The organism is Sphingopyxis sp. LC363 (assembly GCF_000756385.1).
In the GTDB taxonomy this organism is placed as follows: domain Bacteria; phylum Pseudomonadota; class Alphaproteobacteria; order Sphingomonadales; family Sphingomonadaceae; genus Sphingopyxis.
Window position 1 is genome coordinate 18433 of record NZ_JNFC01000024.1, and the last position, 13305, is coordinate 31737.

Genomic DNA, 13305 nt, shown 5'->3' on the forward strand with positions numbered 1-13305 from the left:
GTCAACGCCTCACGATTATGATGAAAGCAGCTGCGCAAGGATCGCGCGGCGGGGCGCCAGCCTTTCGGCTAGACCGCGGCAGACGATCGCTTGAAAGGAAATGCTGCTGGCCAAGAAATCGGAAGGAAGAGCACTTTCTCGGATGATGCGACCGATCTCGCCGAAGATACGCGGGTCGGATTGAGGATAATGCTGAAGCGCCGACAACTGCGCACGAGCACCTTCTATGTCCTGACTATGGGAAACCAATCCTCCATCCCGGCCTCCACCCATCTCCGCGAACATCGCGCCCGCGTTCGCGAACGCCTCGATCTCGGCGGTCAGTCTTATGACTTCCCCGATAAGATGCGCCGTGCGTGCGTGCTCCTCGTTCTTGGCGATCTGCCCGAGTTTGCGGGCGTTTCGTTCCTGACCGAACGCGATCCACAGCGCCGCGACGACGGCGCAGAAACTCGCAATAGCCGAAGCCCAATCGGCGGCATTTCCCCATTCGATCGCCAATGGGCAGAACATCACTTCCCCTCTTCCAGATAAGCTTTCCACGAAAGCCCGAGGCTTTGAGGAAACAGTCCCTCTACTGGGGCCATGTCGTAGCTGAAACCTGTCCCGCTTCGCCGAAAGTTCGAAGCCTGAAGACCGCTCCAGAGCAAAGCCATATCCTTGTCGCCGGTACAGAGCTGCATCGGCTCTTCCGGAAACAGACAGTGGCATCCGATGAAAAGCTCGATGGCCCGCAGGTCGGCGAGCGCATTGTAGGCGTCAGCTTCGGAATACCCGTTTCGGAACTTGAGCAGCCGCTTGGCGGGGCTCTTACAGTTGGGCACCGCGACTGCGCTGAGAGCGGCCAGCACGACCAGCGACTGTCGCGGCACCGAATGGAGGTCGGCGGCCTCGATGATCTGCTTCCACCGCGTCTCGACGTCGCGCTGCGCTACCGGCGAAGTCATCCGGGGAGCGATATGGCGCAGAAAGCGCTGCTTGCAATCCAGAGATGCCCTTGAATCTTCGATGAGTCCGAGTGCGCCCTTTAGACTGTCGGGGCCGATGGCGAGTTCCGCTTCGGGAAGAGCAGCGCGCAGCTTCATCTCGACCTCCGCGAGTTGCGCCGCCGCCTCGTCCGGCGTCGGAATCGTACGGCGATTGCCTTCGAGAACGAAAAGGAGCGGATTGATGCGGATGGGCTGGTCTGCGAACAGGTCGATAAAATCGGGTTCCTGCTCGCCGCGCCGCTTGCCGTTTTCAAAGCGGCTGGTGATCTGGCTGACGACATTGCGGTCCACCAGGATCATGGTCTTCTGATACATCACCGCGAAGGCCGATGGGAGCCAGCCCCCCTTTACGAGGCCGATCGCCTTGGAAGTGAACTTGCTTTCAAGAATTGCCGATGCGTCGACGGTTTCGCCGGGCGTACGTCCCTCGATCGTCGTATCGATCAGCGTGCCGCCGCGCCAAACGAGCGGAATGGTCACTGGTCTATGAATCTTCGCACATTGCAGAGTCGCAAAATCCAGAGGTTGGACTTGGGCGTTGGCGAAGCTTAACGTTCGGGGGTCGCCGCCCTCCGGCCCCTCCAACTCAGTGAGGGTGAACATGGGATCACCCGGCTGAGGTGTTCTGTGCTTTGGCCTCGTCATGCTTTACCGAGCAACTCCAACGTTCTCGTGTCTCGCACACCGCCAAACCAACGATCAAGAGCTGCGGCGAATAGCGGATGTGGATAGGCTAGCTCGAACAGGGTGAGCGATGAGCGAAGCTTCTTGGCGTCAACCTCTCCGAAGACTGCATTGGCATCGCTGGTGTTGAGGTCCTGCAGAGCCGTCACGCATTCCAGATAACGTGGCCCTAGAATCGGATGGTCCAGATAGGCCTGAGCTTCCTTCACCGAGTGAATCGCAAATTGCTGCGCTGTCGAGCTGCGGCCTAGCTTCGCAAGCTGAGGAAATATCCACCACATCCAATGCGTCCGCTTCTCCCCTCGCCGTAATTCGGCGAGCGCAGGCGCATAGGTGAGAATTTGAACCTCCACAAAGCGATCGAGCGAAAATTTGTCAGTCATGCAGACCCCAACGCACCCTGCCTGCATCACCGGATGAGACAGGCCCCAAGGATTTCAGCGTCCATATGGACGCGAAGGAGGGGAGAGGGAAGCGAAAGGCAGATCAGAGGAATGCCTAGGGAGTTCGAGCCCAGCGTTCCCTGACCGCGCACCATATTCCATGTCGACCCGTACCGCTTTGCGAACGGTCGGCCGTCACGAAGGGCATACATCATGACCACCCGCCAAATAATCGAGCTTCTCCAGCAACTCCTCCATTCTCTGGAGAACGGCGAACTCGTCGAGATGGGATTCCAGCGCCGGGCTCGAAGGCGAGAACTCGCCGCACGCGTGGCAGAGGAACTAAAACGTCTGACGGCACCGGCGCATCCAGCAATCCGGGAAGCTCGCGAACGATGGGCCACGACATCGTTCCTCCGAATTGATCAGGATGAGCGGGTAATCGAGGTCAACCCGGACGGCACTAGCTGGGTTCGCGCCTGGGTGAAAATTTCGACTGTTTTTCCCGCCCGAGCAGACACGCCGGGTCGCCGAAGCTTCGAAGCTGCGGTAGCTGATATGCCGGAGGAGATGCGCCAGATATTTCTCACCCACGCGCTGGACGGGCTGCCATATGAAGCAATCGCCGAGCAACTGCATATAGATGTCGCGCAAGTGCAATTGCAGATAGGGCTCGCGCTGGCCCGACTGGACGAGGCGGTCGCGCAGGCCAAGGAAATGCCCGAATAGAAATTGGTTGAAGAGTGCAGTTCAACGGAGAATATTGCTCCAGAATTGAGGACTGTTTCTTTTGACCTCGCGGTTTTCTCTGATTTATTTGGTGCGAGCAGTGAACGTACCATGAGAAGAATCGCGAAACTGATTGGATGCCTGTCCAACCCACCACCATTTGCGATCGCATCCGGTACTCAGCCGGTCGTCGCGGCAGGATTGGGCTTCCGCCATGATGCTTTCCAGCCCCGCTACATCGTCTCGCGTATACGCGCTCCTGAAGGACGATATCCTTCGTGGCCGCTTCGCGCCGCGCACCACGCTGATCGAGCGATCGCTGGCCGATGACTATGGTACGAGCGTAACGCCGATCCGGAATGCAGCTTCCCAGCTTGTTGGCGAACGCCTGCTCTCACTGCACGCCGGAGGCGGCTACGAAATACCAAATGTCGGTGTCGCCGAACTGCGAGACCTGTACTTTTGGCATGGCCAGCTCGTTCGCAGTGCCCTGAATCCGAAACGCATCGATGCCAAGTCAGCCGTGCAGATGGCCATCGATCCTCTTCCGGAGCTGACAACGCCGGCCAGCCTTGCGGCTGCGACGGCTCGCCTGTTTTCAGCAATTGCGGCAGTATCTCCAAGCGGTGAACTTGCCTGCGCGGTCGCGTCTGCTGGTGAGCGACTCAGCGTCGCGAGGTTGAGGGAGCCCGCGGTTCTCAATGGCGTGGCGGACGAGCTTAGGGCGGTGCAGGCCTTGACCGTAGAAGGTCGATGGCCAGACCTCGTCCGGTCGATTTGGGCCTATCATCGCCGGCGTCTGCGACGCGTAATTGAAATTGCCGCGGCCGTGGGGAGTCCTCACTGCGACGATCTTTCATATTGATTCTGCAATGATAATGAAACCACTCCTGCGAGCAGTTCGACTTTGTCCGAGCGGATCACCCAAAGCGCTCCCATATCCGGGGCCTTATCGCGTCGCTGATCAGGGAGAGCCTCACTAACATTCGCAATGCTGCGTTCCGCAGCGATCGAAAGCGAATGGAGAGAATCTCATGAACCACGAACAGAATGACGATCTCATCGATCTCGGCGCCGTCACCGAGGAAACCAAAGGTGTCGGCGAGATTCTGACCGACGGCGTCGGCGGACAGCTTCCCCGCGCCGGTCTTTCGGACGATTGAGCCGTTGGGCGCGTGAATCTTACTCAGGTTCGCGCGCCTACAGGCCACTCTGACTTATGAATTACGCACTTCGCGATGGGCTCAGCTTCTGTTCTGCAGAAAGCCGTACAATCATTCTCGATCTGCACTCGGGGCGCTACATTGCGCTTGCCGACTGCAATCACGACGCATTTCATCGCTGGATCACCGAGCAGAATCCGTCGGAGGCCGACAGCCATCAGCTGACGAAATTGGCGCAGCGCGGGATTCTCGCGGTCGTCGAAAACGCGGTCATACCAAAACCGGTAGCGACAATATTGCCGACGTCGACGCACGACGGTGGCGCCACCTTATCGCCTATCGAAACCATCCGAGCATTGGTGGCGCGGCTTCTCTGGAAGAGGCGACTAAGGCGTTGGCCTCTTCAACGCATCGTCGCAAGGCTCAAGAAGAACGTGATTGAGACTGAGCAACCACGCACCGAAGCGTCGCTCGCGACCATCCTGCGGGCGTTCGAATTTACTGATCTACTGGTAGGAAGCCATGATCGATGTCTGGAGCGTTCCTTGGCGCTCGTCGCCACATGTCGCAATCGTGGACTACAGGCCGAGATCGTCGTGGGCGTGCAGACCGATCCGTTTGCAGCGCATTGCTGGGTGCAGCGCGGGGCCACAGTCCTCAACGAAAAGCCTGATAGGGTCCGGATGTTTATGCCCATTCTGGTGGCATAATGCGCCTTTCTTACCTCCTTCTTGTATGCGTCGGAAATCATCCGTCCGATCACGACGTCAACGAATTTTGCTCGCGTTCCGATCTTTCACTGAGACACCAGGAAGGGAACGTCTTTCTTTTCACGAACGATCCTGACGACATCATCACCGTCGCAAACGGCCGTGGATTTGTCATCGGCAAGCTGTTTTGCGATCGCGGGCCGGGACAACAACTGAAAGCCTTGTCCTATGACGATGAATTGGCGGTGATGGAGAGCGGCGGACGCCGCCTCGTCGACGAGTTTTGGGGCAACTTCGTCGCCATCGCCATCAACCAGAATGCCATCAACGTTGTGCGCGAACCCTCTGGGGGCCTCCCTTGCTACTGGAGTCAGACTGACTGCGTCATTGCATTTTCGTCCGACGCGGAAATTCTAGTTGATTGGGGCGTCGTTGGCCGCTCGGTCAACTGGAAGTCTGTCAGTCGTTTCCTCTATCATCACCAGCTTCCTTCAGAGCATACAGCGGTTGAAGGAATAATGCAGCTGCTCCCAGGAAACGCACTCTCGATCGTCGGGTCAAGAGTGGTGGCAACGCCGCTGTGGAATCCTTGGAACCATATAGAGCCGATCGGCGCATCCGGACCAAGTTCCGATTGCCTTTTCGGCGTGCTCGGATCGACGTTTTCCGCTTGGCGGTCATCCTTTAATCGGCCGTTGGTGGGGCTGTCAGGTGGATTGGACTCGTCAATAGTCGCTGCCTGTCTCGCGGGCGCGGGCTCCGATTTTGTTTGCACGACCTTGACGACCGCTGACACGACCGGAAACGAGACGGAGTATGCTCGTGCGGTTAGTGCTGCCCTTGGGGCTGAGCTCATTGAGATGCCCTATATTGACCGGCTCATCGACCTGGACAGGTCTGTTGCCGAAGGGATCCCATTCCCGTGCGGCAAATCACATGAACAAGCCTACAATCATGCAATCCGTGAGGCCGCATCTACACAAAATGCCGACGCCTTCTTTGTTGGAGCCGGCGGGGACAATGTGTTCTACCTTACGCATTCCGCGCGACCCTTAGCGGACCGATTCCGTAAAGAAGGGTTTTCGCCCGGCGTTATGAACACGCTGCGCGATATATGCCAGATCACGGGAGCCGGCGTCGGTGAGGCATTGATCGAGACCGTCCGGCTTTTGTTTTCGCGTTCCAAGAAAATGCGCTGGAGCGCCGTATCTGACTATTTGCACCCGGATGTTGTCGCAAGCGAGCGAGGCCGAGCGGTCGAGCACCCCTGGCTAAGTCCACCACGGGACGCCCCGCTCGGAAAGCTCGGTCACGTTGCGATGATTCTTCAGGCGATGAACCACGTCGAGCATCGAGATAAACAGCTCGCGATGCCAATGATCTCGCCTCTCCTGTCTCAGCCGGTCGTTGAACTGTGCCTAAGCATTCCGTCGTGGGAATCCTGTGAGGGCGGCGTCGATCGTTCGGTCGCCCGTCGTGCTTTTGCATCCGTGCTGCCGCGCGAGGTAGTCGAAAGGGCGGGCAAGGGAAGCCCCGACGGCTTCATTGCACAGTTCATCGATCGGCATCGATCGCAAATAATCGATCGACTATGCGATGGGCGCCTGGCAGGGCACGGGATAATCGATCGCTCCGCAATCGAGCCGCTTCGTCGATCGAGCGGCGGGAATGGGCTGAATGACTGCCCGCGGATCATGGCCCTTCTGGATGCAGAGGCCTGGTCCGCACATTGGTCGCGTGCATAATCGTAATCTACTTTGGAATCGGTCTCTTCCACGATGCCTTCATTTCCGACCACCGCTCGGCTTCTGCTTTCCGTGCTGGATCGCTCGGCACCAAGCCCTTTAGCCAGAAATCAAACCAATCGAGATTGCGCCTATAGACTGCCAACCGGTGCGCGGGTTGCCATTTGATGTGATCTTCGTCCGGAAAAATATAGAGATCGCTGGGGATCCCTGCTTGAACTAACGCCGTGTGGCTACCGACCATCGCTAGATATTCATTGTCCGAAGCCTGAAAAAGGAACGGAAATCTCACGCGTCGGGGATCAAGGGTGATTGAGATCTTCGACCAGAACCCGGGGTTCGCGTCCGCGAGGCGAGGCCACCCGCTTTCGTGATAGTTCTGCGCGATCATTGGCCCCAAGATCGCGTCTTGGAAGGGCTCCCATCCACAGCCTGAGACTGACCCAGCTGAAAAAAGCTGGCTATTTACCGCGGCAAACTGAACTGTGGTGCATCCATCGCTCAGTCCGGAGATTCCGATACGCTGCGGATCGACGAGACCCTTGTCGATCAGTCGCCGGGTGGCGATTTCGATCGCCGATAAAATACTCCGTCTACCTCTGAAATCGTCGTTGAAGGCTGCTACGAGTTGCTCGATTGATTGTTTTCTCCCGACGATATCTTCATATGTCAGATTGTCGACGCTGAGAATGAAGTAGCCTCTTCCGGCAAGCGTTTGGATCGGCACCTCGTCCCCGATACCCCCGCGAAGAAATCCCTTGGTCCGATATTGAACGATCACCATCGGGTAGCGGCGGCCAGGCTCGTACCCGACGGGATAAACAAGATCCCCATAAAAGGGCACATTCTTAGCGTTGAGCCAATTCAAGCGCTCTACGCGCCCGAGCGAAAGGTTCGAAAACTCCGGGTTCGGATCAAATATCTCTTTGATTTGGCCGGCAGCGAGCTGAAGTCTCACGAAATGGCGCGGTCGTTGCGACCGCTCCTGCAGGCAGAGCAGGTCATCTGCGATCGGCTGACATTCGATCAACGCGTTGCTGGTGAGGAGAACGCGTTTTGGTTCACCTCGACCCGGAATCCATTCGTAAATGGCGGTGAGGCTGTTGGCCCAACCTTCGCGGCGGGTGAATCTAATCCTGGTTCCATCGTCATTCCACCAGACTGAAGTGGACCAATCGAATTCGCAGGCCCTGAAATGGCACTGTTCTGACTTTTCGTTACGTTTGGCCGTCAAGCGATAGAGGGGAGGGAAGAGTGGAGTGTCGATGGTTTCCGCCCATGCTTCCGAGCCGCCAGCAGCTCTCGAATACGCCGTGGTGTTTCCCGGAAGACCTCGAGCTATGTCAAACAGATTGGCCTCATCGGCACGCGCCTCTCGTTCCCGCCCCTCTTCAAGATCTACACTCGTCAAGAAGCGATCCGCGTCGGGCGTCTGAGGCCTCGCACCACGCACCGGAAACGCCCGCGCATCGAACCGCCAGCCCCTCAATCCTTCCCGATCAATCTCAGCTGATTTTTCGGGCAATTTTGGGCGGGACGAATAAACAACCGTTCGTCCGTCCTCAGTAATCCGGAAGTCATCGACATTCACGAGAGAATTCGTGACCTGACTGGCAGCCCCCGTGCCGACATCGACACGCCACACCTGAGTCAAACCATGCTCGCGTTTCAGATATGCGATCCAGCGCCCCGCCGGTTCCCAACGGGGCGTAACTGGCGCGGCAGTTCCAATCGGAAACGTCGCCCAACCATATCTGGGCGGTTCGTCACGGATGAGTTCGCGGCTAAAATCGAGGATCCGAACATTTGCCGGCCTCTCGAGCGAAAGAATAGCCAGTCCGGCACAGTACACATTTTCGTTTGGAAATCCTCGATGGAGGAAAAACGCCACCCATTTTCCGTCAGGCGATATGGTGAACAGCTTTCGGCGGCGGTCTGGCAACGTCGCCGGCCCAATATCACGTAGCTGCGCAAGCAGCTCGGGCGTGACGAGACCGCTACGAATCTCCTTCTGTGCTGGTGGCGCCAATCTCGCGCAGACATCGGCGGCGAGCGCGGAATGTGGGAGGACGCCCGCTGCCCCGGCCATCAATGTCGCGGCGAAGCGCTTTGGGAACGACACGTCACCAAGCCTTCGACAACGTCAGGCTTATTACCCTCCCAAATGGCGAATGATTGATCGAGTCATATCGGAATGCCGCCGGATCGACCGTTCGAATGAGGCTGGGCTTCTCATTGAACAAATTTTGAATAGCGATGGTCAAATTCGTGCCCGACAGTGGGCCGCTCGCCCTCGCGCTTCGGAACGTCGCGACAGTGTCGAAAGTCACAAAGGATTGCACTCTCGCACTCGGCTGGAATCGATTGTCTTTGGTGCCGCCAACAAATGATCCGGACGCACTCAGAACGAAATTGGCTTCCTCCCAGCTCGCACTCATTCTTCCGCGCCAGTGTGGCGGCTGAAATATCAAGCCCGCTTGCGGCATGGACGGAAGAGCGGTCGTTATCCGCCGAGAGCTATCGAGGTAGCTCAGCGCGCCCTTGAATGACAACGTCCTGTCGTCTCCAAGATCATGGAGAAAACTCACTGATCCGTCGAAACCTTCGGCCGATTGCAGAGATATATTCTGGAGCTGATCGTTGACGATCGCTGCGACCGCGCCGGGATCGAAGGGGGCGCCTGTAAAATTTGCGAATGTGCCGGTAAGGCCGTCGACGCTCGAGAGCACGTCTGTCGCCGATGGATTGAGCGCTACAAAGTCGCCAAACACCTGGAGCAATGCACTTGTCACCGGAGAAATCGGCTCCGCGACGCGATTTTTATATCGAATTCTGAAGTATCCCAAGTCGATCCTCAGCCCGGGGAGGCCCGCGGGCTCGATCGACGATGACAGACTTAATGTGGTCGCACGTTCCGGCTGAAGGTTCCCATTGCCGCCAAATACCAAGAGCACGGGATTGGCGTTTGCGGGCGCGGGGTTGAAAATGAACCCCGGCACCAACTGTGCATTCGTCGTTTGGCCCGTCTGGAAGAGCGTCGGAACCTTGAACGATCTGCCCCAATTTGCTTTGAGTTCTAACCCGTTGATGGGCGCGTAAATCAGCCCCAGCTTCGGCGTCGTAACACGGTCGATTCCCCTATGATCCTCGATGCGGATTGCGCCATTCACCTGCAGTTTGCTTGCGAAGGCGACCGCATTTGTCTCTGAAATCAGCGGCAACGACACTTCGCCGTAGCCGAACAAGACTTCGCGCGATTCACGAAAAACATCGATCGGCGCCTCAACGCCACCAACAATTCGGCGAGAATCGACGCGAAGACGATTGGAGCGATAACCCGCCCCGATGGCCAATCTTGCGTCGCCGCCGGGCAAACCAAAAATTGGCCCCTCTGCGCCAGCTTCGCCCGACCTCAAGCTATTATCATAATTGGGCAAAACGCGCATTGTCTCGAGGCCGCCGGCATATGTGAGATTCGAGATCGTGTTGTTGCTCTGGCTGTAAGTTCCTAGGATATTCAGATTCCAACCCGAGGGCAGTGAAAAGCGGAATGCCGGGGACACAGACCAACTGTCGACGCCCGAGGCGACAACACTCCCTTGCCGGTAGCAGCTTATCGAAACGGCGGCACTGGTCGGCGAAATACAGCGCGCCGTCGTGCGATGCGTAAAGTGGCCGTCAATCTCGAAGACACTTCTATCGGAGATTTCCTGCCTGCCTGCGAGGACGATGCTCAATTGCTTTTGACCGGGCAAGACAGTGGAGTCGGGAAGAAGGTTGCTGGTATAGGATCGCTGTCGTCCTTTGATTTCGCCAGTTCGGGAGAAGTCGCCGGCGAGCATAACGCTACCACCGTTCCACGAAGGACCTCCTACAGCGCTATATTGCTGCGCAAAGGCTCCACCCTCTGTCGCGGCGCCGATCCGCGCGGAAGTGAACAACCGGTCAAAGCTGCGCCTGAGAATAATATTGGCGACGCCGGCTACCGCGTCCGAGCCATAGAGTGCCGATGCGCCGTCGGTTATCACATCAACGCGCTCAATCGCCGCCAGCGGTATTGCCGAGATATCGATGCCTTGACTGATGGCATCGAATGCGACGCGATGACCGTTCAAAAGCGTCAGCGACGCATCTGGGCCCAGACCTCGCAGATTGAGAGTCGAAGAACCGGAGACGTTCGAAAAACTGCCTTGGCCCGTCGGCGCGATCGTGGGATTCTGACCGCCCGAGAAGTTCTGCGGGAGATCGCGGATCACTTGACCGAGGTCGGTTTGACCCGCCCGCTCCGCATCTCGTCGAGAGATGCTCGTGATGGGGGACGTCGCAGGGCCCCCGCGAATGCGCGATCCGGTAACGATAATCTCGCTTTGACCGCTGCTATCGTTCACTGCCGCTTGCGACGCGGGAAATCGCTCACGGATAATGATCGCCCCTCGCCGTTCGAGGATGACGAGGTTCGTCCCTTGGATCAGAGCTTCTACGGCCTCGCGGGGCGTGTATTGCCCTTTCAGGGCTGGCGCTCGCTTTCCGTCTACGATCTCCGTCTCGAAGAATATCTCGCTGTTCGACGTTCGCCCGACCGCGCGCAATGCAGAACCCAAATCCTGGGCTTCGAGTTGATAACCGCGGCGCTGCTCAGACTGCGCGGCCGCGGGTGTGCAAACCAGCGCCGCACTGATCGCAATCGCGGACGTAAAGATTTGGCCCCTTACTGACATGAATTTCGCCTCCCTGTCCCCGGCGAGCGCGCCGGTGTTGGGGAAGCGACGAGTCGGTCTCTCGAATTATGAGGGCGGCGTGCAGTTTTCCTTCCGCGGTGATGGGCACGTCTTGACGAGAAGCAGCTGATTGTTTCCGCGAATGAGAGCCAAGCGAAGCATATCGGCGAGATTCTCGGCTAGCCGCTCGACATCTCGAATGCGGTACGTGCCTGAAACTTTTCTGTCGCTGACGTCTGCGGCCGCCACCAAAATAGGCCCGGTCGCGTAGCGGTTCGCTTCCCCGAGGACATCGCCGAGCCGCACGCCGTCATACTCCCTGACCCCTTCGGGCCAACGCCGATCGGTAACGGGCGCATTGGTCACCTGAATCGGGGCCGCCGCTTTCTCGGCCCGGAAAATCAGCTGCTGACCAGGGGCAAGCCGGACTGGCGTTTCGGCCGCAGACAGATCTCTTCGAACTCGGACGTCGACCGAGCCTTCGAAGAGTTGGACCGTGACCCGCTCGTCGCGAGCCAGGCCAACGTCGAAGCTTGTTCCCAGCGCGGTTATGGTCCCATTTCCCGCTGCCACGACGAACGGCCGATTGTCCTTCTCTACATTGAACCGGGCACGACCGCGTACCAACCGAACATCACGCAGGTCCCGGTCAAATTTGGTCAGCACAAGGCTATCGGTATCGAGCGTCACGTGCGATCCGTCCGGCAACTGCACTTCCCGGATCTCACCGAGCTTGCTCTGCAGCTGGCTCGAGGTCCCACCGGTGGTACTGCTATTGGCGATCTCGGGACCGTCCTTCTTGAGCTTGCCGGGCGAAACCACGCCGAGATAGAGCGCCGCCGCCGCGCCGACGAGGCCCAGTGCAAGCCCGGCCATTTTCAGTTTTCCGGGCTTCTGACTGGTAGGACTCGGCGCGGCAGAGTCAGCGTCGTCCGGCGCATCCTCCTTCAGCCCCTTCCCGATACTGAACGTCTCCGCGATCTTGTTATAGGCTGTTCGATGCAGGGCACCTCGTGCGAGCCATGCTTCGAACTCTTCGCGGCGCGCATCGGCATCCGGGCCGCGCATGATCGCAAACCATTCAGCGGCCTCGTCCCTCAGATTACCGGGCCGCTTTGGCGTATCATTATCTTCGTTCATTCCCGCTCCAGGGCCGCGTCAATGTGGGCGAGAGCGCGTGCGACATGATATTGCACCGTGGGAATCGAAATCCCGAGCTTTTCCCCAATCTCTCTGTAGGCAAGCTCTTCAACACGGTGAAGCAGAAATACTTCTCGCGTGCGATCGGGCAGCTCGGCCAAGGCGCGGCGATAAGCGCGCATCACGTCCTCAGCTTCGATACCGTGATGCTGATCGGGCGAGACAGCCGGCTCGCATCCTTCGCCGATCGGCACATGAAACGATGCCAGTCGCACCTCCGCGCGCTTGCCGCGGTCGTAAAGCAAATTGCGGGCGATGCGTTGCAGGTAGGCACCGGGTGTCGGCATCGCCCGCTGCGCCAACGAGCCCACAAGACGAACGAAGGACTCCTGGACGAAATCGCCTGGGTCGTCGCCATCGCGAAGCCGCGCGCGGAAATACCGGGTGAGGCGCGGGGCTTCCTTCCGGAACAGGGACTCAATGTCTTCCTCGATCGCGGATTTGCCTTCGGCGATGGACGAGTCTTCTGCATTCAGCCCGCCCGTCGGGCTGCGGAAATCGCGGTTCGGTGGCATGAATGCACTTGGCCTCTCGGGCCGACAGATGTCGGGCGCCCGGGATAGCCGGTGCCAAACTGATGCAAGGTGCGTCGCCTCGATGATTTCGACCGCGACCGCTCGACGCGAACAACGAGCGTAGTGATACCCGGCAGGATAATCCTATGGAGCGATTGCCGGCTCTGTCCACCCCACAGCCATAATCATAATAGATCGGCGTGATGCTTCAAGGCCTTGGTTGATTGCGACCAGCACTGCCGACATGTGGATTCTGAGCAAAGGATAATGCCGCGACCCCGAGTCGCATTCAAAAAGATACGCAGATGCAAACGGAATACGCTCGCCTTATGAACCTGATAATAAGTTCAATTATCTCGTAATGAGATGATACATGTCAATGTGGGGATAATATTTATGTCCCGCAGACTTGAGGTTTAAGGGAGTTTACTGCAGCCTGTTACCGATTCTGAAGGCCTGAGGGGGAACG

General features: G+C 58.1%; 12 protein-coding genes. 5 read left to right on the plus strand and 7 right to left on the minus strand.

Features of this window, described 5'->3' with window-relative positions:
- Window positions 1–15 precede the first annotated feature (15 nt).
- The 3 genes from FG95_RS10800 to FG95_RS10810 all read right to left on the minus strand — a co-directional run bounded on the left by FG95_RS10800 (window position 16) and on the right by FG95_RS10810 (window position 2056).
- A complete protein-coding gene (locus tag FG95_RS10800; protein ID WP_037555869.1) occupies window positions 16–513 on the minus strand; it encodes a hypothetical protein in 498 nt (165 codons plus the stop codon).
- Complete coding sequence (locus FG95_RS10805) at window positions 513–1469, minus strand: hypothetical protein (protein ID WP_052182288.1); 957 nt, start codon at window positions 1467–1469, stop codon at window positions 513–515. Before FG95_RS10805 ends, FG95_RS10800 begins: the two co-directional genes overlap by 1 nt.
- Window positions 1470–1630: 161 nt before the next feature.
- Entirely contained in the window at window positions 1631–2056 is a 426-nt protein-coding gene (locus tag FG95_RS10810) for a DUF1810 domain-containing protein (RefSeq protein WP_037555887.1), read from the minus strand.
- A 213-nt stretch (window positions 2057–2269) separates the two neighbouring features.
- On the opposite strand from FG95_RS10810, the gene FG95_RS10815 reads away from it, so the two are divergent.
- The 5 genes from FG95_RS10815 (at window position 2270) to FG95_RS10830 (ending at window position 6403) form a co-directional block, all read left to right on the plus strand.
- The gene (locus FG95_RS10815) at window positions 2270–2785 is read left to right on the plus strand and encodes a sigma factor-like helix-turn-helix DNA-binding protein (protein WP_052182289.1); all 516 of its coding nucleotides are present in this window, start codon (window positions 2270–2272) and stop codon (window positions 2783–2785) included.
- 214 nt (window positions 2786–2999) lie between these two features.
- On the plus strand, window positions 3000–3650 hold the full coding sequence (locus tag FG95_RS10820) for a GntR family transcriptional regulator (RefSeq protein WP_052182290.1): 651 nt from the start codon (window positions 3000–3002) through the stop codon (window positions 3648–3650).
- A gap of 169 nt (window positions 3651–3819) precedes the next feature.
- Window positions 3820–3948 (plus strand): benenodin family lasso peptide, encoded by a 129-nt coding sequence (locus FG95_RS20535; protein ID WP_148309302.1) that lies wholly within the window; start codon window positions 3820–3822, stop codon window positions 3946–3948.
- Window positions 3949–4004: 56 nt separating this feature from the next.
- Entirely contained in the window at window positions 4005–4658 is a 654-nt protein-coding gene (locus FG95_RS10825; protein ID WP_037555870.1) for a lasso peptide biosynthesis B2 protein, read from the plus strand.
- Entirely contained in the window at window positions 4658–6403 is a 1746-nt protein-coding gene (locus FG95_RS10830; RefSeq protein WP_037555871.1) for an asparagine synthase-related protein, read from the plus strand. The genes FG95_RS10825 and FG95_RS10830 overlap by 1 nt, the downstream gene beginning before the upstream one ends.
- 7 nt (window positions 6404–6410) lie before the next feature.
- On the opposite strand, the gene FG95_RS20225 is transcribed toward FG95_RS10830, so the two are convergent.
- The 4 genes from FG95_RS20225 to FG95_RS10850 all read right to left on the minus strand — a co-directional run bounded on the left by FG95_RS20225 (window position 6411) and on the right by FG95_RS10850 (window position 12836).
- Window positions 6411–8525 carry an Atxe2 family lasso peptide isopeptidase gene (locus FG95_RS20225; protein ID WP_152567624.1) on the minus strand — a complete coding sequence of 705 codons (2115 nt, stop codon included), beginning with the start codon at window positions 8523–8525 and terminating at the stop codon, window positions 6411–6413.
- A gap of 1 nt (window position 8526) precedes the next feature.
- On the minus strand, window positions 8527–11121 hold the full coding sequence (locus tag FG95_RS10840) for a TonB-dependent receptor (protein ID WP_037555872.1): 2595 nt from the start codon (window positions 11119–11121) through the stop codon (window positions 8527–8529).
- A 66-nt stretch (window positions 11122–11187) separates the two neighbouring features.
- The gene (locus FG95_RS10845) at window positions 11188–12261 is read right to left on the minus strand and encodes a FecR family protein (protein ID WP_037555873.1); all 1074 of its coding nucleotides are present in this window, start codon (window positions 12259–12261) and stop codon (window positions 11188–11190) included.
- Complete coding sequence (locus tag FG95_RS10850; protein WP_081933105.1) at window positions 12258–12836, minus strand: RNA polymerase sigma factor; 579 nt, start codon at window positions 12834–12836, stop codon at window positions 12258–12260. The genes FG95_RS10845 and FG95_RS10850 overlap by 4 nt, the downstream gene beginning before the upstream one ends.
- Window positions 12837–13305: the final 469 nt, after the last annotated feature.